The sequence below is a fragment of the Micromonospora sp. NPDC057141 genome (assembly GCF_042670805.1).
GTDB lineage: Bacteria > Actinomycetota > Actinomycetes > Mycobacteriales > Micromonosporaceae > Micromonospora.
The window spans coordinates 1-19,149 of record NZ_JBHUVA010000062.1; the positions used below are offsets into that span (position 1 = coordinate 1).

A 19,149-nucleotide genomic window follows, 5' to 3' on the forward strand; every position below is an offset into this window, starting at 1 on the left:
GAGGTCGTGGGCGGCTGGTCGCTGCCGGGGTGTAGTTGGCGGCACAGATCGGTGACGAGAAGCGGAGTGGCGGCCACCGCGGGCACATGCAGTGCCGGGTATGCGGCACGGAGGCGCTCCTGCTGGCCGGGGTTGTCGTCGATGAACACGGCGTGCTGCACGGAGATGTTGTCGAAGTAGCTCAAGGCCCACGTGGTCGCGGCGGTCTTGTCGATGTCCTGTGCTGCCCACAACTCCGCTAGTGGCAAGGCCGGATCGATGCCAGCGAGGGCAGCCTGCGCCTCGGCCGGGTCGTTCTTGCTGATCCCTGCCAGCAGAGCGCCGCGCTGCTGACGGACGGTGAGATGCTGTCGCCACACACGGTGGCTGAGTTGGCCGACGACCCCACCGGCCGTGAATGCTGCTCGGAGGCCGTCCTCAGCCAATGTGCCGGGCCACAGCACTCCGTCGAGGTCGGTCAGCAGCACCTTGGGTGCGGTTGCCAGGTGCGGGGCGAGTGCCTGCCAGTGCGTCCAGGCCAGGTCCAGCAGGCGGTTCCACAGGTAGCCGACGCGGTCGTGGCGGCCGAGCACCTCCAGCGTGGCGGCCACCGCCGGGAAGTCCTCGCCGGCGGTCAGCACGTCGAGGTCGGCCGCCTGGTGCACTGGTATCACTACCGCACCGGCGTCCGTCGTCGTCTCGGTGACAGCCGCGTTCGCAGCCTCTACCGCCTGTGCCGATTCCGGGTCGGCATAGGGCAGGGTCTGGACCAGCAAGGGGCGCGACCGGCAGTCAAGGGCGGACAGCAGTTCCCGCAGCTCGGCGGTCAGCGTGGTCTCGGCCTGGCTAGCGTTGGCGTACACCGCGCTCGCGGCCTCCAACGCCGCCGTCACGACGACCGTGACCCTCAGCGGGTGTTCCTGCACGTTCCCGAGCCTGGCGGCGAGCCGTTGCACCAGCAGCGCCAACCCGGGCAGTTTCGCCCCGTTCGGAACAAAGCTGATATCGAAGACTTCGCTCTCCGGCTCGCCAGCGAAGTCTGGCCGTTCGAGATCGGCCAGCCAGCGCATGTATCCGACCGTCATCGTCGCCTCCTACCGCGCGCCGCTGTCGAAAATCAGCCGCACCACCGTGCCGGTGGCGTAGTCCCATGCCGGGTCATAGCCCAACCCAGCGATCACTCCCGCTACTTCCTCCACCGTCAATGCCCGGCCAGCGGGCAGGCCGGCGTAGTACGCGTCGACGTCGGTCACGCCCTTCATGGCGAGGATCTGCTCGGCCTGCGGGGAGGCGACCAGCGACGGCGCGACGACGTTGACCCGCACGCCGTGGTGGGCCTCCTCCTTGGCCAGGGTCAGCGCGAGCGCTTCCAACCCCGCCTTCGAGGCGGTGTACGCGCCGTTGCCGGCCCCGGCCACACGCACGGTGTCCGAGCTGACCACCACGAGCCGGGCTGCCCCGGCACGTGCCCGCCCGGCGAGCACCTGCCAGGCCGTGACCAGGCCGAGCGCGTTCACCGCGAACAGCCGGGTGAACTCCTCAGTGGGCGTCTCCGCCACCGGCCGTTTGGAGGACGCCACCCCGACGGTGAACACCACCACGGCCAGCCGGTCAGGGGCAGCGTCCACCGCCGCCCGTAGCCCGCTGGCGTCGCCGCTGGCCGCGTCGAACGGCACCCAGCCCGTACCGGCGTCGGTATCGCCGGGGTGCTGCCCGTGATGGGTGGCGATCACGCCCAGCCCACGCTTGCGCAGCTCGGTCACCACGCTCCGGCCGATGGCACCGGACCCGCCGACCACCACCGCGAGATTCTGCCTGCCGCTCATCAGGCCGCCTCGGCGCGCGGCGAGTCGGGATGGTCGTTGACGAACATCTCCTCGAACCGCATCTGGACCGCCGGGATGTCAAACAGCGCGCCGACCGCGCGTGCAGTGTCCGCCGAGGCGGGGTCGTCACGGCCGATGACCACCACGCAGTTCGGAAAGGCCACGTACATCCGCTCGTCGTCGAGGAAGTGCGCGTAGAACCGTTTCGGCAGGAGCACCTGGGCTACCTGCATGGCGACCGCCAAGACGCGGTGGCGGGTCACGGCGAGTTCGGCGATCTGCACCGGCAGGGTGCCGCTTAGCAGGTGCGGATACCGGCGTACCACAACCGCCGGCAACGGCATGGGTAGCTGCCTGTCGGTCAGGCTCTCCATCAGCACCAGGCCACGCATCGTCCCCTCCGAGTCCTCAACCGCCTGGTCGGGTTTCATGCCGGCACCTCCGCTCGTGCTGCCCCGGGCTGTTTGACCAGGCGAGTGTGGGCGCGGGCACGCGCCACGGTCGCCGCCGACGTCCACGGCGTCTGCGAGTCGTAGTAGTCGAAGTCGGCCCAGCCCTCCAACGTGTCTGGTGCCTCGAACCCGTGGCGCAGCGCGTCGTCGAACAGCGGCGTGCCGGGAAACGGGCCGAACAGGTGTACCCGCGTCTCGGGCCGTGGATGCAGTTGGCTGATTGCGGTCAGCAGGTCGTATGTCTCGTCCACCTCGGCATCGGTCTCGCCGGGGAACCCGACGATGAACGTGTAGCAGCCGAGGATGCCGTGCGCGGCGATGTCGGCCGCCACGTCGTACGCCTGCTCCCGGGTAATCTCCTTACGGACGATCTCCCGCAGCACCCGGTCTGAGCCCGACTCGATCCCCATCAGCAGCCGCCGGCATCCGGAGCCTGCGATGCCGCCCAGCAGATCAAGTCGTTGCTTGCGGGAGCGGAGCACATCGTTCGGGTTGATCGAGGCCGCCCAGCTGATCCCGAGCTGGCGTGCGGTGAGTGCCTGGCAGAAGTCGACCGCCCGGCGGGGCTGGACGAAGAAGTCGGCGTCGTAGAACTTGACCCCGCTGAGGTCGTACGCCTCGACCAGTTCGGCGATGTCCTTCACGAGCGGATCGGCCGGCATCGACGACCAGGCCCGCTGATAGGTCAGCTCGTAGCAGAACTGGCACTTGTAGACGCAGCCCTGCGACGAGACGTAGTTCAGCGTCCGAGGCGCCACCGTCGGATCATCGCGAACGTACTCCTGTACGTTGAGCAACTGCCACGGGTACTGGGCCATCATCTCCGTCCTCGGCGTGTTTACCGGCCCCCTCACCAGATGCCCGTCGCGCGTCACCAGCAGCCCGGGAACCTCATCGAGCCGGCCAGACCCGAGCAGGCAGCGCACCAGCTCCGGCATTGACCGCTGTCCCGGGCCAACCAGCGCCATGTCCACCAGCTCGTGCGTGGCGGTCTGCTCCCCGAGTACGTTGACGTGCGGACCGCCGAACACCACCGGCGGACAGCCGGATCGGAGCTTCGCCTCACGCACCATGTCCAAGGCGTGCCGGATCTGCCCACCGCCGGTCATGATGCTTACCCCGATACACACGGCCCGGTCGAGGTGCTCGTCCAGGAACGTGGTCCACTGCTGCGCGGTGCGTTGATTCCCGTCGAAGATCACCACGTCGACCTCGCCGTCAGCCAGAAGGCGTTGCGCGATCGTCAACAGCGAGAACGGCATCCAGTGGTACAGATAGTCCTTCTCATGCTCCACCCGAGGGTAGACCAGGATCACCAGCCGACGCCGGGCCGGAGACGGCAACAGCACCGTCATGACAGCACCTCCGCCACCGACGCCTTGGGTGCGACAGCACGGAACGTCGCCCCCGCGTACACGTCGAGAGCCCGTTGTACGGTCGATTCCAGCTCACCGCCGTCGCTGTTGAACAGATCGGCCAACGGCACGGTGATGTCCTCCCGCAACAGGCAGAACTGCAACCGAAGGTCGGCCGTCAGCCGCAGCGCCATCAACGCGTCATGGCATGGGAACAACGGGCAGGTGTCGCAGACCGATCCGTACCAGGCACCGGCAGTGCTGTCCTTCACCACTACCTCGAACCCGGAGGCGAACGACAAGACGGTCATCGGGTGCCCCAGCCCGCCCTGCGTCCGCGTCGAGATCTCCATGGCGTCCGCAGCGAACTGCGCCGTGATCGACTCCAACGGCACATACAGGTCCCGGATCACCCGCCCGGCGCGCTGGCGCGCGAGCCGTTTCGCGAACGACTCGGCTCCTGCGTCGAGGTCCTGGATGACGTCCAGAAGCTTCAGCGTCGCGACGCCTTCTCGCGCGCAGAACGCGGCCAGGTCCGCCACCTCGTCGTCATTGACGCCGGCCATGACCACCATGTTGACCTTTACCGGCACGCCTGTAGCCACACACGCCCGCAGCGCGTCCAGCACGGCGGCGTGATCGCCCTGGCCAGTGATCTCCTTGTGTAACGCCGGGTCGAGCGTGTCTACGCTCATGTTGAACTGAGTCACCCCGGCCTGCGCCAGTCCGGCCGCCCGAGGACCGATGCGTGGGTGTCGCGAGATCACCTCGACCTCGCCGAACGCTGCCTCGGCGCGCAGCCGCTCGACCGCTTCCTCCAACGGTTCGTACAGCGCCGGGTCGCCACCCGTCAGCTTCACGCCCGTCACCCCTGCGCGACGGACCAGACGACCGATCGATATGAGGCGGTCGACGTTCAAGTCGGTGCCCGCTGCGGTCAGTACCGCCTCACCGGAAGGCCGGCAGAAGAAGCACGCACGACCGCACCGCGAGTTCACGGTGACGCGGAACTGAGGCAGAAGCCTGCCAGAACCCTGACGATCCATGCCTCAAGCGTCGATGGGCGCATTCATCAGGGTCAAGCTCTCGGCGGCAGGGTTAGTGTCAGGGTTTGTCGACAACTCTCGACCAACACTGACACACATGGTCAGCACCTGATCACCGAGGTTCACGTACGGTTGGACCCGTGCTTGCGGGAGTCCTGATCACCGAGAGTCTGCGCCACGACGCGACGCTCGAACGCCTCAACCTACGAGTCGACAAGATCTCCCGCTGGCGGAACCCCGACCCTGCGCCAGGCCAGCCGGACACCTGGACCATCGTGGACTTCACCTCGGACCGCAGCGACCCCATGAGGCTTGCCGACCAGTTCGCACAGGCCTTGTCCAGCCCGGGGTGGTACGTCGACTTCCACACCGAGGATCAGAAGTTCATCGTCTTCCCCGACAAGACCTTCGTCTACGGCAGGGGCGATGATCGAGGTCGCGCCGAAGCCATCGCCTACGCGCGCTCGGTGGGCGTACCCAGCGATCAGTGCGACTGGGGAGAGTAGCCGTGGCCGTTGCCAGAGGGACGGGTCGGGCTCCCATACAAGGATCGGCGGTGCTGGGTGCCCGCACAGCTCGACGGGGCACCCAGCAACATCACTCGGTCAAGTCAAACTCGCCGTGCTTCGCGCCGTCGATGAACGCGGCCCACCCTGCCTGCGTGAACTCCAGAATCGGCCCCTCGCCCCGAGCTTTGGTGTCCCTGACTCCGACAGCGTCCTTACCTAGGTGGGCGACCTCCACGCACGCACCGTTGTTGCCGGATCGGCTGGACTTGAACCACTTAACCGAGTCCATCCTTCTTCTCCTGAATCAATCGGGTGGACTCCCTGGGCGACAGCGACAGGGAGAGCAGGTGATCGAAGACGCCCGTGAGCCGCCGGATCTCCCCTGGTGACTCCAGGAACAATTCTCCCGCGAGGGTCTCGATGTAGCCAAGGGGCGGGTCACCATCCGCGAAGGTCAGGACATCGAAGCCTCCGTGTACGGCGAGGTGAGCACCGGCGGCGAGCGTCAGGACCTGCACGGTGACGTTGGGCAGCGCGGAGACCGTGATGATGTGATCCAGTTGCTCGCGCCGCACGTCGGCGTCGCCGACCTCCAGCATCAGCGACTGTTCCGTGATGATCGCGTGCAGTCGAAGCGGCGGCCGGCGCGTCGTCAGCACCTCTTGGCGCTTGAGCCGCGCCTCGACCCGTTGGGTGATCTCCTCCTGGTCAGTCTCCCGACCGATGCGGATCACCGATTCGGCGTACGCGCGGGTCTGGACCAGCCCGGGAATGAGGGTCGGCTGGAACTCACGGAGTTCGACCGCCTCGGCTTCGTAGGCGATGAACGTGGCGTATCGGGCCGGCAACGTGTTGAGCCGCTGCCACCAGCCCGGCTCCCGCAGTTGTTCGGCCATGCTCCGGAGCGCCAGCCCGTGCTCCTCGTCGTGCGGGACGTCGTAGGCGACGAGGATCTCCAGCACATCCCGCGGGCGCGGCTTGATGTCACCGGACTCGATGCGGGCGATCCGCTGCTGCGAGCACTTGAGCAGCTTGGCCGCGTCCCCCTGCGTGAGACTGCGTGCCTCGCGTAGCCGCCGCAGTTCCCTGCCGAGACGGCGAGACCGAGGCGTCGGTGGAGTGAATCCGGCCATGCCCTGATCCTCCCTCATGCGCAACCAGCGAGCCCATGGGGTCACCGCGCCCTGATGCTTGCCAGCATCGTACGATGCTGCAACACTGTCCAGCATAGTAGATGGCTGTGATGCGGGGTCGCCATGCAGCGGACGCACCGCACCAGCGGTGATCCACACGCCCGGGAGCGACAGAGCTGCGTCCGCAAGACGACCTCGGTGCACGACGAACGAGCCAGGTAAGGGGATTCGCCCAACGTGTCGGGGTCAACTCGATTGAGGTGGTGACGGTGCTGCTGTTCGGTGTTCTCGCGGCGTTAGTGGTCGGCTACATCGCTGGATTGGTGTCCTTCAAGGTCAAAGACCGATGGTGTCCACAGTGCGGGTCCACAGCCGTTGCTCGCGAACAGGTCAGGCGAGACCGATGACATTTCCCCAGCTAGGCGACGTGATCGAGGTCGGCGACCAGGACTACATGCACGGGACCGGCCACCTGGTCCTACGAGTCACTCGTATCGGTGACCAGGTACGGCTCCATGAGGACGAGTGGCTGGAAGTAGAAGGTCTAGCGCTGCGGGCAGACGGCACGCAGCTCGACCCGAACCCTCGCCCAGCACTCGTCCGGATGTGTGCGCTGCGCATCGCGCAGCCGTCGGGGTCGTCGTGAGCACGACCTACCTGGCGACCGTGGCACTGGAGGAGGTCGACCGAGCCCAGGCGGAGCTTGAACGCCACCTAACGGTCCGACCATCCGGTGAGTGTGTGACGTGCGGCGAGGTCGAGCCGTGCTCCGGCCGCCGAGAGGCTGGCTCCACGTTCATGAGATACGGCCTTCTGCCTCGCCGTCGACCAGGCGCTTCAGGGGTGCGCCGAGTCACTCCAGCACCGGGAAGCGCTGCGCCGTCGGTCTCGTGGTTCGGATCAGCCCCGGACAGTGGGGCCGACGAGATGATCGGGACGGGATCCGAGCCCTCGCACATCCAGGCGTCGCCGGTGAGGTAGGTCGACCCTATGACCATGGAGCTGGCGTCAGACCAGCAGACCTTGATCTTGCAAAGACCGTCTGATTCCGAGAGGTATTGATCGTGAACGGCGCATCGGGCGCTCAGATGAGGGCTCCACGTAGCCCGAACGACTTGCTGCGGCGCGCACGGCTGGCCATGCGGTCGCCCACGGGGTCGGGTCGTGCGATGTCGCGGCAGGAGGTTGCCGAGGCGGTCAACGCGTGGATCTGGGAGCACCAGAGACGACGCATCCACCTGGACAGCAGGTATGTCGGCAAGCTGGAGCGTGGCGAGTCCCGCTGGCCGCTGGCGCACGTCCGGGCGGGGCTACGCGGGGTTTTCGGCGTGAACAATGATGCCTCGATCGGGCTATATGTCATCTACGGCTCGGGACGACCGGCCGAGGCCGCGAAGACAGTGCTCTCTCTGGCTCGGAAGACGGAGCCAGCCCCTGCGCCACCCACGTCGCTGAACGACCGCATGGAGGTGACGCCCACTGTTCATCTCGGCGTCGCGGCGGGCACGGCGGTCATGGTCACCCTCGACAGTGGGCCTGCCGGGCCGATCCGGGTCGTACTAACCACGATGCCCGACGACCGTTGTGGCCTCTCGGCACTACCGTCGGCTGCTGGTAGTGGGGCACGGGTGTACTCGCTCGCCGCCCCACGCAGGCGAGCGTGATGGGGCAGCAGCCGGCCGAGTTGAGGCCCCACGCGTCCGCTCGACACTTCCTCGGCGCGGAGCTGCGCTGTTGGCGGCAGCAGCGAGGGCTGTCGCTGGCAAGGCTCGCGGCGCTGGTGTACGTAAGCCCGGACCTGCTCGGCAAGATCGAGAAAGCCGAGCGTACGGCCAGCCTGGATGTAATGAGTCGCTGTGACCAGGCGTTGGAGACGGGCGGAGCGCTGGCCCGCTTGCGGCGATTCGTGGACCAGCAAGCGGCAGTGCAGCCACGAACGGATGCCTCGGCGACGATGCCGACACGGTTCATGGTGGTCATGGAGATCCTGCCTGTCGGGCCAGTCGACTCCGACGCCGCTCCCTCCGTGAACAGCGGCGGCCAGTCTCGTTTGTACGCACTTCACGGCGGACAGAGCAGATGATCGGAACGGATACCGTCCCGGGTCCCGTCGCTCCGGAACAGATTCGCGACCTGCAGAAGGCGCTGGGACGGCAGTTGGCCCACTGGCGCAAGGCAGCCGGCATGACCCAGGCCGCCCTCGCCAAACGGACGGCCTACTCCCGCAGTTCGGTCGCGAACGTGGAAATCGGGCGAAACACCATCACCCGTGGCTTCTGGGAGCGCGCCGATCGCGAACTCCGGGCGCAAGGATCGCTGGTGGACGCGTTCGACACGCTCCAGGAACTGATCACCATGCTCCGAAGGCATCGAGCATGGGTAGCCGAACACGAACGACTGCTACGCCATCAGGCAGCCGTACCGCCGAAGCCACCACCCAACGTCAAGATCGCGGCGCCCAGCTGCGGATGCACGGTGGCGATCGCTCGTTGGAGGGAGCGGGAAGTCCTTGCGTTGCGGGAGGCACTGCGGCTCAGCCTTGGGGCGTTCGCCGAACGGCTTCGCGTCGCTCCCTCGGTCGTCGCGGCGTGGGAGGACCGCGGACAGCCTGAACCGCCGAGTCTGGCGATGCAGGCAGCCCTCGACGACCTTCTCAAACTCGCCGACCAGGACACCCGGACCCGCTTTGCGCGGATTCTTCAGATGCCGCCGATGAGGTCCACCGACCATGCCGGTGCGCCTCGAACCGGTCGTCCTGCGACGGTGACCCCGCTTCACCGGGGCGACTTACCACAGGCCGCGCGGTGAAGGGACAACGATGGGCAGGCCGTTGACAGTCATCCCGGGACTGCGCCAGTCGGTCATGTTCGACGTTGCGGTGACCCTCTACCGACGGCATGTCGTCGAAGGCCAGCCCAGGGTCTGCAAGGCGTGTGGGCGGGCGGCGCCGTGTCCGGTTCGGCTTCACGCCGAACTCGTCATAGCGACCGCAGGCGCTGATCCGCAGCAATTCGAGGACGTTCCACCGCCGGCACATACCGGCTTCCGAGTCGGCGGTCGCGGCCGTCCCATCGATGACGATGCCCTCAGGTACGAGCGTGACGACGACTGATCCCGTCTCCGCATCGGCATCCCGCGACGCCTCGCCAGATGATCGTGCATCGCTATGCGGCAAGTACCACGGCCAGAAGCCAACCAGCCACGAGGGCTGGCCCCATGGGGGTCAACGGCTTCTTCGCGTCGCTGGTCGGTCGGATTCTGGCGAGGGCAGCGATGGCGCCGTGCAGGAGCATCCCAGCAAGAAGGCCGAGCATCGCCGTTTGCCAGCCCAGCCAGCCGAGGCTAAACGCGATGGCACCGATGAACACAACATCACCGAGGCCGAGCTGACCGGGCAACGCCAAGGCGATGGTAAGCATGACCGCCGCTGCGGCGATACCCGCGCACCCAGCTCGAATAAGCGGCTCGACACCGCTTCCGACGAGGGAGGCAATAAGGAAGAACAGGCCAGACGACACCCACAGCGAGCCGGTGAGGCGATGGGGCAACCGCCGGCACCGCACGTCGACGATTGCCAGACCTACGCCCACCACCGCAAAGAGCCAGAAGGCCGGCAGTGTCATGCCGGAAGGTATGACTGCCCCGGTGACGGCGGCGGCGGTGGCGGCGAGAAGAGCGGTGGCGATCGCCTCTGTTGGGCGAGCTGGGCTCCCGGTCCACCACCGTGCGGGCAAACGTACCGGCCCGGAATCACCCGCTCCGTACGCGACGGCAGCGATCGGCACGCCAGCCATCGCGCCCGCAAGGCCGAGGCCGATCGCGGCTACGCCGTTGGTCATAGGTGTCAGGTCTGTCCACCGCTCGTGCGGTGCTGCCGACTCCACCGATCGATCTCGCCGAGGAGATCAAGCAGCTCGGCGCCGCCATCAGTCAGCCGGTAGTCGGCACCGTCGTCGCCCTGGTGGTGCTCAACGAGGTCGTGGGCGCGGAGGTAGGTCAGGGTGTCGGTCAGCGTGCGGGCGTGCACGACATCAGAGCTGACCTGAGACACCGCGTGGTGAAGCTTCGAGTAGCGCAGTGGGCCTTCGTGGAGGGCGGTCAGGACCGCGACCGACAGCTTCCGCTTGGCCAGGTTGAGTAGGTGATCGAGATCGCTCGTCAGCGCAGCTCACCTCCCCCGAATCGAGCGCGCCAGTCCAAGACGACACTCTATGAGGTCGCGCAACTGTTCGGCGAGTGTTTAGCGCAAGGAAGTTTATGTCCATTCAGGAATGCATCCGACAGATTACGGGATCTTTCGGGATGATTTCCGCAATCAACGCATCCCTATGAACGAGTCAGGAGCCGACCGACCTCGGAGCCGGCGCTGCGCGCAATGCCAACCATTGATGTAGCCGAAGAAGGTGGCCGAGGATCGCCGCCCCCTTGCTGGTCAGGCAGAAGCGGGCTTCGGCGAGCGGCTCGCCGTCCAGCGAGCCGACCTGATGGCCGACCACAAAGCCGTCTACCGCCATCGCTCGCAACAGAGCCGCAGGCCGGGGAGACTCGGCGGCGATCTCACCGAAGTTGGCAACACCGCCGCGATCATGGATCGCCAGAAGCAACCCTATGGCACCACGCCGCGCCAACAGGGACAGCGTTTGCCCTGTGCGATTCTGGTCGCCCATTGACTGCCCCCATCCTCCTCGAACAATCATTTTCAGCCAATCATGGCCGTAACTGATGCCGACTTACCTGTCGGGTAGGCGACAACAGCTTTGGGCGCTTTACACCCATTTGAGAGCCAGGTTGCCCGCAGTAGATACGCGCACGCGCGTGTGCCCCGCCCTACCCGAAGCGCGTAGGTGCAGGTACGCACGTAGACATCACTGCAGGGTCAGGGTGTAGACACGACTCGTGACCTTGAACGAGTTGACCGCCGATGGACGGCGTTCAAGGTCGCAGACCCGGCTGCCCGCCGGGGCTGTCCACAAGATCGGGAGGTTCGCGGCCAGTGTTGAGCCGGAGGTTCATAGCATGTCTCGTCGGGGCTTCAACGCTGTTCAGCGCGGCATGCAGCCCAGACGACGACGGCGGCCAGCCGGCGTCTACGACGCGGGCGACAACCCCACCGAACACGCCGAGCTTGGGGCCAAGCGCCATCGCGGAAAGAGACGCCCTCGCGGCCTACCGAGGCATGTGGGATGCCTTCGTAGAAGCGGGCGCGGTGTCGGACCCCGACGCCCCCGACTTGCGAAAGTACGCCTCCGATCAGGCGCTCAAGCTGATCGTGAACTCTCTTTACACCAATCGGCAACAGGGAAAGGTCACCAAGGGCGCCTTGACTCTCAGCCCCAAGATCACCGGGGTCAAGCCGGACACAACTCCGACTGAGGCAGGGGTTCTGGACTGCGTCGATTCGACGAACTGGCTGGAGTACAAGGTCTCGGGCGGCCTCTGGGACGACAAGCCCGGTGGCAAGCACCGCACCACCGCGACGGTCAAGGTCTCCGACGGCGCGTGGAAGGTCAGCTCGTTCGTCCTGGAGGAGTCGGGGACATGCTAGGCCGATCGCACTCGCTGATCATGACCGGTGTCGCCGGGCTACTCGGCTGCGTTCTCGTGTCGACGCCAGCCCTCGCCAGCGATGGAACCGGCGGCGTGCAGTGCAACAAGGATGACCCTCGTCCGGCATGTGACGTGAATGCGGGGACTCCCGGTCAGCCTAGCAATCCGGGCGGCGGTAATGGTGGGGGCCAGGGTGGGGACGGCAAGTGCCGCAACCCTGCTGGCCAGGAGATTCCGTGTGAGCGGGACGGTGCGTGGGCGGGGGTGGATGGCTGCTACTACGCGCCCACCGACCCGTCGCCGTCGACCATTGCGGCTCTCGGGGGTCAGCCGGCGGGTGAGGGTGGTTGGTACATGCGGACCTGCTACGGCGACGGCAGTGCGCTCGGAGGTGTGGTGTGGATGGCGGGTGACCCGCCGGTGGTGTCTCCGGCGGTGTTGGCGCGGCAGGCGCGGGCGCGTCTCGATTTGCCGAGGGTCGTCATTCGTATGAATCCGCCGGGTGATCAGCTCGTCAACCTGCCGGCTTGGCTGGCGCTTGACCGGGGGTCGTGGGGATCGCGGTCGGCGACCGCCTCCGTTCCGGGTGTCAGCGTCACGGCGACGGCGCGGCCGGTGAAGGCGAGTTGGTCGATGGGTGACGGGGTGACGGTGACGTGCGGTGGGCCGGGGGCGCCGTGGGTCTCGGGTACCGATCCGGCGAAGGCGTCGCCTGACTGCGGGCATGTCTACCGGCGGTCCTCGGCTGGCTCACCGGGTGGGCGCTACGCCGTGACGGTGACGGTCACGTGGGAGGTGACCTGGGCTGGTGCTGGGCAGTCCGGCACGGTGCCGGGGTTGATCACGACCGGGCAGGTGCAGACCCGGGTCCAGGAGTCGCAGGCCGTCGTGCGTTAGGCCAACAAAGTCAGTTCGTTCGAGCGCCGTTTCCCGAGGAGGCAAGTCATGGCGCTGGATTCCGTGCGCCCAGAAGCAGGTCTGGGCGATCGTGCGGCGGCTGCTGGCGGCCGTGCGGGACGCGGGCCGTGGCGGGCCGCCCGACGGCGGCGCCGGTTGCCGTTCGTCGCGTTGGGCGGCCTGCTGGTGATCGTGTGTGTGCTGGCCTACGCGTACGGGGCGGCGCAGCTCGGTGATCGTGTGCAGGTGCTCGCGGTGGCGCGGCCGGTGGCGGCCGGGCAGCCGATCACCGCTGCGGACCTCAAGCAGGTCTCCGCCGCCCGTGACCCGGGGGTTCGGTTGGTTCCGGCCGCGCAGGCGGTGGAGGTGGTTGGTCGGACGGCGGTGGTGCCGTTGGTGGCCGGCATGTTGCTGACGCCGGAGTTGCTCGGGGATGCCGCGTTTCCGCCCGGCGGTCAGGTGACCGCCTCGGTGGCGGTGAAGCCGGGTCAGTATCCGCAGGGGCTCGCTGCCGGTGCGAAGGTGTCCGTCTACGTGTCGGCCGCGCGGGACGGTGGTCAGCCAGCTCCGGCTGCCAGCTCGACGGCGAGCGGTTCGACCCCGGCGCGGTTGTCGGCCGTGGTGTTGGGGGTTGACCTCGCCGGGGACGGCCAGGGCTCGACGGTCATCACGCTTCTGCTGGCTGCCTCGGACGCGCCGCAGTTGGCGGCTGCGCCAGCTGGCGGTGTGGTGCTGATGCAGACCTCGCCGGCGGGAAGCTGACATGCCTCTGGTGGCGGTGACCTATGTGAAGGGTCGTCCGGGAGCGACGACGACGGCACTCGGGTTGGCCGCGGTCGCGCCGGAGTGGGCGCGGCCGGTGGTGGTGGAGTGCGACCCGGCGGGTGGGGATCTGATGCGCCGGCACCGGTTGGCGGCGGTGCCGAGCGTGGTGGACCTGGCCGCCGCCGCCCGAGGCGCGGCGAGTTCCGGGGACGTGTTCGCCGCCGTGTCGCAGCCGGTGTCGGTGGCCGAGGTGGTGGTGCCGGTGGTGGTCGCCCCGGCGGGTGGGGCGCAGACCCGCGCGGCGTTGCCGGAGCTGACCGGTAACGGTCGGGCGGTGCTGGCCGCGCCGGATCGGGTGGTGGTGGCGGATTGCGGCCGGTTGGGGCCGGGTTCGCCGGTGTGGCCGTTGGTGCGGCTCGCGGATGTGGTGGTGGTGCTGGCTCGGGCAACCGCCGACGAGATGGCTCATCTGCGGGAGCACCTGGGCGACCTCGTCGACGCGGGCGCTGGCCGCCTGGTGGTGCTGCTCGGCGCGGGCGGCGTGTACTCGGCGGCGGACGTGGCGGATGTCGTGGCGACTCACGTCGGGCAGGAGTTGGCCCGCGACCCGGAGGCGGTGAGCGTGCTCGGTCCGTTGCCGGACGACCGCCGGGCGGCGGCGGTGCTCGGCGGAAACCTCGTGGCCGGGCGGCGCTGGCGTCGTCTGCCTCTGATGGCCGCCTATGCGCGGCTGTGGACCGACCTCGGCCCGTACCTGCCCGTCGCGGCCCCGCAGCCCACCGGCGTAACCACGGAGGCGACATCGTGACCGGCCCTTTCCTGTCGACCCCGGGTGCCGGGGAGTCCGGCGAGGTCACGGTGGTGCGGCGGGTTCGGCGGGAGGTCGCCGAGCGGCTGACCCGGGCCACGCGGGCGTACGAGACGGCCACCGGTTCGCCGATGCCGGCCGACGAGCGCGCGGCGACGACCCGGCGGTTGATCAATGAGGTTCTGGACGGGTACGCGACGGAGGAGATGAACGCCGGGCGGGCGCCGCTGCGCCCGGAGGTGGAGTCGCGGGTGGGTCGGGCGGTGGCGGACATGCTGCTCGGCGCGGGCGGCCTGCAACCGTTGCTCAACGACGAACGGATCGAGGAGGTCAACGCCAACGGCTGTGACCAGGTGTTCGTCCGCTACAGCGACGGCAGTCGCGCTCAGGTCGGGCCGATCGCCGACTCGGATGCGGAGATGGTGGAGCTGATCCGTCGCCTGGCCGCTGACGCCGGGCGCGCGGAGACCGGCGGCGAGGGTGCCGAGGAGCGCCGCTGGGACCGGGCCGCCCCGGTGTTGAACCTGCAACTCGCGGACGGCTCCCGCCTGCACGCGATCATGTCGGTGACCCGGCGTCCAGCGTTGTCGATCCGCCGGCACGGCTACGTGAAGGTCACCCTGGCCGATCTGGAGCAGCTCGGCACCGTCAACCCGGTGCTGCGGGAACTCCTTTCCGCTGCTGTGCGGGCGCGGTTGAACGTGCTGATCGCCGGGCGTACCGGTGCGGGCAAGACCACCCTCCTGCGCGCTCTCGCGTCGGCGATCCCACCGGGCGAGCGAATCGTGACTATCGAGGACACCTACGAGCTGGCGCTCGACGCGGACAAGGCCGTGCATCCGGATGTGGTGGCGTTGCAGTCTCGGGAGGCCAACGTCGAGGGTGAAGGTGCGCTCGACATGAGCATGTTGTTCCGCTCGGGGCTGCGGATGTCGCCGGACCGAGTGATCGTCGGGGAGATCCGCGGGCACGAGGTCATCCCGATGCTCAACGCGATGTCGCAGGGTAACGACGGTTCGTTGGGCACCATTCACGCCTCGTCGTCGGCGGGGGCGTTTCACAAGCTCATGCTCTACGCCGCGCAGGCGCCGGAACGCCTCGACCCGGCCACCACCAATCTTCTGGTGTCCGAGGCGGTTCACCTGGTCGTGCACCTGGGGTTCACCGGTGACAACGGGGTGCGGGAGGTGACGTCGGTGCGGGAGGTGGTCGGCGCTGACGGGCTGGCCGTGTCCAGCAACGAGATCTTCCGGCCCGACCGGGACGGCAGGGCAGTCCCGGGTGCGCCCCCGTCGACCGGGCTGCTGTCGGCGCTGGCCCGGTGCGGCTTCGACCCAGGGTTGCTCGATGAAGCCCGCACCGCCCCGGGTGGGGGGTGGACGTGATGGTGTTGACAGTGCCCCTCGCGGCCCTGCTGGGGGCCGGAACCGCGCTCGGGTTGGTCCTGCTGGCGTTGGGCCTGTCGCCCCGGGACAACGAAGGGCTCGGCGACTCCAATACCGAGTCGCGGCTGTCGAGGCTGGCTCTGGCCCGTGGGCCGGTCGACCGGCGTCGGGTAGCCCTGTGCCTGGCTGTGGGCGTGGTCGTCGGTGTGGTGACCCGCTGGCCGGTCGCGGCGGCCCTGGCAGCGGCCGGGGCGTGGATGCTACCGACCATCATCGGCCCGGACCGCGACCACGCCCGCCGGGTGGCCCGGATCGAGGCCATCGCCACCTGGACCGAGGCGTTACGGGACAACCTGTCCGGCGCGGCCGGGCTGGAACAGGCGATCACCGCCAGCGCGATCGAAGCCCCAGAGCCGATCCGCGAAGAGGTGACCCGCCTCGCGATACGCCTACAGCGCAGTTGGCGGCTGCCTGACGCGCTGCGCGCGTTCGCCGCCGAGCTGGCCGACCCGACCGCCGATCTGGTGGTCGCCGGGCTGGTGATGGCCGCACGGGGCAGCGCCGGGCAACTCGGCGACGTGCTGGGCGAGCTGGCCGCGTCCGCGCGGGCGAAGGTCGCCTCCCGGCACCGCATCGCCGCCGCCCGCAAACGTAACCGCACCTCCGCGCGGGTCATCGTCGGTGCCACCCTGGCCATGGCCGGATTGCTGGCACTGCTCAACCGGGGCTACCTGGCCCCGTTCGACACGGCGACCGGTCAGCTCGTGCTCCTGGCCGCTGGTGGCTGCTTCGCTGCCGCGTTCGTCTGGCTCGGCCGGCTCATGCGCGACCGCGACACCGCCCGCGTCCTGGCCGGAATCGCCGCACCAGTCGACGGCGAGGTGGTGCCGACATGACCGGGCTGGTGTTGCTGACCGGACTCGGCACCGGTCTCGGGTTATGGCTCGTGGTGGTGGGCTGGTTCCCCCGCCCGCCTCGGCTGGACAAGGCCCTTGACGCCCCGTACGGGATCGGCCGCGTTGGTGACGCCACCGCCGAGACTCACTCTCTGGGGTGGTCGGGGCGGTGGGGTCGCCCGGCGGTGCGGTGGTTGCGTCGCGCGGGTCTTCCCCTGGCCAGTACCCGCCGCGACCTCGCCACCGTCGACAAGCCGGTCGACGTGCACCTCGCCGAGCAGGCGACCGCGATGGTGTTCGGGCTGCTCCTGCCTCCTGTCGCCGCGACGCTGCTCGTCCTCGCCGGGGTGGGTACCGGCGTGACGGTGCCCGTCGCCGCGTCGCTGGCGCTCGGCATCGCTGGTTTCCTCGCCCCGGAACTGTCGGTGCGCTCGGAGGCCGCCAAGCACCGTACGGCGTTCCGTGATGCCCTGTCGTCCTTCCTGGACCTGGTGGTCATCAGCCTCGCGTCCGGAGCCGGGGTGGACCAGGCGCTCGACGACGCGGCGAAGGTCGGCTCCGGCCCTGCCTACACCGAACTGCGGTACGCGTTGACCGAGGCGCGGTTGGCCCGGGTGCCGCCGTGGGACAACCTCGCCGCCCTCGGCCGCCGGGTCGCCGTCGCCGAGCTACAGCAGCTCGCCGCCACCATCGGGCTGGCCGGCACCGAAGGAGCGAAGGTCCGTGCGTCCCTGCGCTCGCGTGCCATCGCTCTGCGCGCCCGGCAACTCACCGACGCCGAGGGCGAGGCGAACGCCGCGACCGAGCGGATGGCGCTGCCCATCGTCGCTCTGTTCGCCGGGTTCCTGATCTTCCTCGGCTATCCGGCGATGGCCGCCGTACTCGGCGGGCTGTAGGAGGCACCCCGAGTTCACCAATCCCGAACAGACACAGATTCCGTACCCGATTCTGGAGGAACACGCCATGTCCGCTCTCGTCACCTACCTCGCCGCCGAGCTGCGGCACCGCTGGCAGGCGGTGCGCGACACCAAAGACGGCGGCTACTCCACCGAAGCCGTCCTCGTCACCGCCGTTCTCGTGACCCTGGCGATCGTGGTCCTCGGCATCATCGCGGTCAAGGTCACCAGCAAGGCCAACAGCATCAACCTCGGCTGACCAATGCCGCCGACCATCCGGGAACACCGCGCCGAGCGCCCGCCCTTCCCGGCGCTCGGCGCGGCCCGACGGCTGCGCGCCCGGTGGAGGCGGGGGACCGCCCACACCGACACGGGCGCCGCGACCGCCGAGCTGGCCATCGCTATGCCTCTGCTGCTGCTCATCGTCATGTTCGTCATCCAGGCCGGGGTGTTCATGCACGCCACCCACGTTGCCCAGAGCGCCGCGACCCGTTCGGCCAACGCCGCCGCCGGCTACCAATCCAGCGCTGCCGCCGGCCGAGACGCGGGCGAGCAGACCATCGCCGCGATCGGCGACGGGGTCCTCAAGGACCCGTCGGTGTCGGTGACCCGCACCGTCACCGAGGTCCGCACCGAGATCACCGGCACCACCGCGACGGTGGTCCCCGGGGTGCGGTGGACCGTCCGCGCCACCGTCGTACGACCCGTCGAACGCTTCGTGCCAGATGGGGCCGCGCCATGACCCGGGCCGCAGCCTCAACCGGACTCCTCCGACTGCGGCAGGTCATCGCCCTCGATGACCGGGGAGCGAGCACCACCGAAGCGGCCCTCGTCACCCCGCTGCTGGTGGCCGTCATGCTGTTCGTGGTGCTGTGCGGGAGGTTGGTCTCGGCACAGATGGACCTCGACGCCGCCGCCAGCACCGCAGCCCGATCCGCCTCCCTCGCCCGCACCGACGCCGCCGCACGCGCCGAGGCAGACCGCACCGCCCGGGAGACCCTCGCCGCCCGCTCCGTCACCTGCCGACAGGTCACCGTCACGGTCGCCACCGGAGGGCTCCGACCAGGCGGGGCGGTCACCGTGACCGTGGAATGCACCGTCCCGCTGTCCGACCTCGCCTTGCTCTCCGTCCCTGGTACCCGCGTCGTGACGGCCACGGCGACCTCTCCCATCGATGTGTGGCGCGGAGGCCCTTCATGACCCCACCCGATGCCCGCTACTGGCAACGGCTACGCGAGCGTGCCGGCGACGACTCCGGCCAGGTGACCGCGTTCGCGGTCCTGATGATGGTCGCCCTGCTCGCCGTGGCCGGGCTGGTCCTCGACGCCGGCCTGGCCCTCACGCAGAAGGTCCGTGCCCTCGACATCGCCCAGGCTGCGGCCAGGGCCGGGGCGCAAGAACTCGACCTGTACCAGTACCGCACCCGCAACGTCGCGGTACTCGACCCGGCCCGAGCCGCGTCGGCCGCGCAGGCGTGGCTGGCCTCGGCGGGCGCCACGGGCGAGGCCACCGCGACCACGACCACGGTCACGGTGACCGTTCGGCGGACCAGCCGCACCCAGCTCCTGCAGATCGTCGGCGTGCGGCAGCTCGACGTGTCCGCCTCCGCGAGCGCCACCGCCGTGCAGGGCGTCACCGGCCCCAACACCTGACCC

The 19,149-nt window shown here is 68.8% G+C and carries 25 protein-coding genes; 16 read left to right on the forward strand and 9 right to left on the reverse strand.

Annotation, left to right across the window (positions count from 1 at the left end; genetic code table 11):
- From ACFT41_RS24440 to ACFT41_RS24460, 5 genes are all read right to left on the reverse strand, one after another.
- The coding region (locus ACFT41_RS24440) for a hypothetical protein (RefSeq protein WP_377614002.1) at window positions 1-1,064 on the reverse strand (1,064 nt) is incomplete at its 3' end.
- A gap of 9 nt (window positions 1,065-1,073) precedes the next feature.
- On the reverse strand, window positions 1,074-1,805 hold the full coding sequence (locus tag ACFT41_RS24445; protein ID WP_377587418.1) for an SDR family NAD(P)-dependent oxidoreductase: 732 nt from the start codon (window positions 1,803-1,805) through the stop codon (window positions 1,074-1,076).
- Window positions 1,805-2,236 carry a hypothetical protein gene (locus tag ACFT41_RS24450; RefSeq protein WP_377587419.1) on the reverse strand — a complete coding sequence of 144 codons (432 nt, stop codon included), beginning with the start codon at window positions 2,234-2,236 and terminating at the stop codon, window positions 1,805-1,807. The genes ACFT41_RS24445 and ACFT41_RS24450 overlap by 1 nt, the downstream gene beginning before the upstream one ends.
- Entirely contained in the window at window positions 2,233-3,612 is a 1,380-nt protein-coding gene (locus tag ACFT41_RS24455) for a B12-binding domain-containing radical SAM protein (protein ID WP_377587420.1), read from the reverse strand. Before ACFT41_RS24455 ends, ACFT41_RS24450 begins: the two co-directional genes overlap by 4 nt.
- A complete protein-coding gene (locus ACFT41_RS24460) occupies window positions 3,609-4,658 on the reverse strand; it encodes a radical SAM protein (RefSeq protein ID WP_377587421.1) in 1,050 nt (349 codons plus the stop codon). The genes ACFT41_RS24455 and ACFT41_RS24460 overlap by 4 nt, the downstream gene beginning before the upstream one ends.
- 140 nt (window positions 4,659-4,798) lie before the next feature.
- On the opposite strand from ACFT41_RS24460, the gene ACFT41_RS24465 reads away from it, so the two are divergent.
- Window positions 4,799-5,164, forward strand: a complete 366-nt coding sequence (locus ACFT41_RS24465; protein ID WP_377587422.1) for a hypothetical protein — start codon at window positions 4,799-4,801, stop codon at window positions 5,162-5,164.
- Window positions 5,165-5,255: 91 nt separating this feature from the next.
- Here the strand turns inward: ACFT41_RS24465 and ACFT41_RS24470 are convergent, their stop codons facing one another.
- Window positions 5,256-5,456 carry a DUF397 domain-containing protein gene (locus tag ACFT41_RS24470; protein WP_377587423.1) on the reverse strand — a complete coding sequence of 67 codons (201 nt, stop codon included), beginning with the start codon at window positions 5,454-5,456 and terminating at the stop codon, window positions 5,256-5,258.
- The gene (locus ACFT41_RS24475) at window positions 5,443-6,300 is read right to left on the reverse strand and encodes a helix-turn-helix transcriptional regulator (RefSeq protein ID WP_377587424.1); all 858 of its coding nucleotides are present in this window, start codon (window positions 6,298-6,300) and stop codon (window positions 5,443-5,445) included. The genes ACFT41_RS24470 and ACFT41_RS24475 overlap by 14 nt, the downstream gene beginning before the upstream one ends.
- Before the next feature lie 403 nt (window positions 6,301-6,703).
- Here ACFT41_RS24475 and ACFT41_RS24480 point away from each other — a divergent pair, with 403 nt between their 5' ends.
- From ACFT41_RS24480 to ACFT41_RS24490, 3 genes are all read left to right on the forward strand, one after another.
- Window positions 6,704-6,946 (forward strand): hypothetical protein, encoded by a 243-nt coding sequence (locus ACFT41_RS24480; RefSeq protein WP_377587425.1) that lies wholly within the window; start codon window positions 6,704-6,706, stop codon window positions 6,944-6,946.
- 1,017 nt (window positions 6,947-7,963) lie between these two features.
- A complete protein-coding gene (locus tag ACFT41_RS24485; protein WP_377587458.1) occupies window positions 7,964-8,383 on the forward strand; it encodes a multiprotein-bridging factor 1 family protein in 420 nt (139 codons plus the stop codon).
- Window positions 8,380-9,108: a helix-turn-helix domain-containing protein gene (locus ACFT41_RS24490; RefSeq protein ID WP_377587426.1), complete on the forward strand. Its 729-nt coding sequence runs from the start codon at window positions 8,380-8,382 to the stop codon at window positions 9,106-9,108. Before ACFT41_RS24485 ends, ACFT41_RS24490 begins: the two co-directional genes overlap by 4 nt.
- A 356-nt stretch (window positions 9,109-9,464) precedes the next feature.
- On the opposite strand, the gene ACFT41_RS24495 is transcribed toward ACFT41_RS24490, so the two are convergent.
- Together ACFT41_RS24495 and ACFT41_RS24500 are read right to left on the reverse strand one after the other, a co-directional pair.
- The gene (locus ACFT41_RS24495) at window positions 9,465-10,139 is read right to left on the reverse strand and encodes a prepilin peptidase (protein ID WP_377587427.1); all 675 of its coding nucleotides are present in this window, start codon (window positions 10,137-10,139) and stop codon (window positions 9,465-9,467) included.
- A 5-nt stretch (window positions 10,140-10,144) separates the two neighbouring features.
- Complete coding sequence (locus ACFT41_RS24500; RefSeq protein WP_377587459.1) at window positions 10,145-10,462, reverse strand: winged helix-turn-helix transcriptional regulator; 318 nt, start codon at window positions 10,460-10,462, stop codon at window positions 10,145-10,147.
- 241 nt (window positions 10,463-10,703) lie between these two features.
- Here ACFT41_RS24500 and ACFT41_RS24505 point away from each other — a divergent pair, with 241 nt between their 5' ends.
- From ACFT41_RS24505 to ACFT41_RS24560, 12 genes are all read left to right on the forward strand, one after another.
- A complete protein-coding gene (locus tag ACFT41_RS24505; RefSeq protein ID WP_377587428.1) occupies window positions 10,704-10,970 on the forward strand; it encodes a hypothetical protein in 267 nt (88 codons plus the stop codon).
- A gap of 506 nt (window positions 10,971-11,476) precedes the next feature.
- A complete protein-coding gene (locus ACFT41_RS24510) occupies window positions 11,477-11,845 on the forward strand; it encodes a hypothetical protein (protein WP_377587429.1) in 369 nt (122 codons plus the stop codon).
- Window positions 11,846-11,865: 20 nt separating this feature from the next.
- Window positions 11,866-12,744: a hypothetical protein gene (locus ACFT41_RS24515; protein WP_377587430.1), complete on the forward strand. Its 879-nt coding sequence runs from the start codon at window positions 11,866-11,868 to the stop codon at window positions 12,742-12,744.
- Between the two features lie 156 nt (window positions 12,745-12,900).
- Window positions 12,901-13,506 (forward strand): SAF domain-containing protein, encoded by a 606-nt coding sequence (locus ACFT41_RS24520; protein ID WP_377587460.1) that lies wholly within the window; start codon window positions 12,901-12,903, stop codon window positions 13,504-13,506.
- A gap of 1 nt (window position 13,507) precedes the next feature.
- Complete coding sequence (locus tag ACFT41_RS24525; protein WP_377587431.1) at window positions 13,508-14,317, forward strand: hypothetical protein; 810 nt, start codon at window positions 13,508-13,510, stop codon at window positions 14,315-14,317.
- Window positions 14,314-15,702, forward strand: coding sequence for a CpaF family protein (locus tag ACFT41_RS24530; protein WP_377587432.1), 1,389 nt, complete (start codon window positions 14,314-14,316; stop codon window positions 15,700-15,702). Before ACFT41_RS24525 ends, ACFT41_RS24530 begins: the two co-directional genes overlap by 4 nt.
- Window positions 15,693-16,598 carry a type II secretion system F family protein gene (locus ACFT41_RS24535; RefSeq protein WP_377587433.1) on the forward strand — a complete coding sequence of 302 codons (906 nt, stop codon included), beginning with the start codon at window positions 15,693-15,695 and terminating at the stop codon, window positions 16,596-16,598. Before ACFT41_RS24530 ends, ACFT41_RS24535 begins: the two co-directional genes overlap by 10 nt.
- Window positions 16,595-17,494 (forward strand): type II secretion system F family protein, encoded by a 900-nt coding sequence (locus ACFT41_RS24540; RefSeq protein WP_377587434.1) that lies wholly within the window; start codon window positions 16,595-16,597, stop codon window positions 17,492-17,494. The genes ACFT41_RS24535 and ACFT41_RS24540 overlap by 4 nt, the downstream gene beginning before the upstream one ends.
- 67 nt (window positions 17,495-17,561) lie before the next feature.
- Window positions 17,562-17,753 carry a hypothetical protein gene (locus ACFT41_RS24545; RefSeq protein ID WP_018803909.1) on the forward strand — a complete coding sequence of 64 codons (192 nt, stop codon included), beginning with the start codon at window positions 17,562-17,564 and terminating at the stop codon, window positions 17,751-17,753.
- A 3-nt stretch (window positions 17,754-17,756) separates the two neighbouring features.
- Entirely contained in the window at window positions 17,757-18,236 is a 480-nt protein-coding gene (locus ACFT41_RS24550) for a TadE family protein (protein ID WP_377587435.1), read from the forward strand.
- The gene (locus tag ACFT41_RS24555; RefSeq protein WP_377587436.1) at window positions 18,233-18,694 is read left to right on the forward strand and encodes a TadE/TadG family type IV pilus assembly protein; all 462 of its coding nucleotides are present in this window, start codon (window positions 18,233-18,235) and stop codon (window positions 18,692-18,694) included. Before ACFT41_RS24550 ends, ACFT41_RS24555 begins: the two co-directional genes overlap by 4 nt.
- On the forward strand, window positions 18,691-19,146 hold the full coding sequence (locus ACFT41_RS24560; RefSeq protein WP_377587437.1) for a pilus assembly protein TadG-related protein: 456 nt from the start codon (window positions 18,691-18,693) through the stop codon (window positions 19,144-19,146). Before ACFT41_RS24555 ends, ACFT41_RS24560 begins: the two co-directional genes overlap by 4 nt.
- Window positions 19,147-19,149 lie beyond the last annotated feature (3 nt).

Bases quoted from the DNA above. Each gene is read 5' to 3' on its own strand.
- ACFT41_RS24445 (WP_377587418.1), bottom strand. From the start codon at position 1,805: ATGAGCGGCAGGCAGAATCTCGCGGTGGTGGTCGGCGGGTCCGGTGCC.
- ACFT41_RS24450 (WP_377587419.1), bottom strand. From the start codon at position 2,236: ATGAAACCCGACCAGGCGGTTGAGGACTCGGAGGGGACGATGCGTGGC.
- ACFT41_RS24455 (WP_377587420.1), bottom strand. From the start codon at position 3,612: ATGACGGTGCTGTTGCCGTCTCCGGCCCGGCGTCGGCTGGTGATCCTG.
- ACFT41_RS24460 (WP_377587421.1), bottom strand. From the start codon at position 4,658: ATGGATCGTCAGGGTTCTGGCAGGCTTCTGCCTCAGTTCCGCGTCACC.
- ACFT41_RS24470 (WP_377587423.1), bottom strand. From the start codon at position 5,456: ATGGACTCGGTTAAGTGGTTCAAGTCCAGCCGATCCGGCAACAACGGT.
- ACFT41_RS24475 (WP_377587424.1), bottom strand. From the start codon at position 6,300: ATGGCCGGATTCACTCCACCGACGCCTCGGTCTCGCCGTCTCGGCAGG.
- ACFT41_RS24480 (WP_377587425.1), top strand. From the start codon at position 6,704: ATGACATTTCCCCAGCTAGGCGACGTGATCGAGGTCGGCGACCAGGAC.
- ACFT41_RS24485 (WP_377587458.1), top strand. From the start codon at position 7,964: ATGGGGCAGCAGCCGGCCGAGTTGAGGCCCCACGCGTCCGCTCGACAC.
- ACFT41_RS24490 (WP_377587426.1), top strand. From the start codon at position 8,380: ATGATCGGAACGGATACCGTCCCGGGTCCCGTCGCTCCGGAACAGATT.
- ACFT41_RS24495 (WP_377587427.1), bottom strand. From the start codon at position 10,139: ATGACCAACGGCGTAGCCGCGATCGGCCTCGGCCTTGCGGGCGCGATG.
- ACFT41_RS24510 (WP_377587429.1), top strand. From the start codon at position 11,477: ATGTGGGATGCCTTCGTAGAAGCGGGCGCGGTGTCGGACCCCGACGCC.
- ACFT41_RS24515 (WP_377587430.1), top strand. From the start codon at position 11,866: ATGACCGGTGTCGCCGGGCTACTCGGCTGCGTTCTCGTGTCGACGCCA.
- ACFT41_RS24525 (WP_377587431.1), top strand. From the start codon at position 13,508: ATGCCTCTGGTGGCGGTGACCTATGTGAAGGGTCGTCCGGGAGCGACG.
- ACFT41_RS24540 (WP_377587434.1), top strand. From the start codon at position 16,595: ATGACCGGGCTGGTGTTGCTGACCGGACTCGGCACCGGTCTCGGGTTA.
- ACFT41_RS24545 (WP_018803909.1), top strand. From the start codon at position 17,562: ATGTCCGCTCTCGTCACCTACCTCGCCGCCGAGCTGCGGCACCGCTGG.
- ACFT41_RS24550 (WP_377587435.1), top strand. From the start codon at position 17,757: ATGCCGCCGACCATCCGGGAACACCGCGCCGAGCGCCCGCCCTTCCCG.
- ACFT41_RS24555 (WP_377587436.1), top strand. From the start codon at position 18,233: ATGACCCGGGCCGCAGCCTCAACCGGACTCCTCCGACTGCGGCAGGTC.
- ACFT41_RS24560 (WP_377587437.1), top strand. From the start codon at position 18,691: ATGACCCCACCCGATGCCCGCTACTGGCAACGGCTACGCGAGCGTGCC.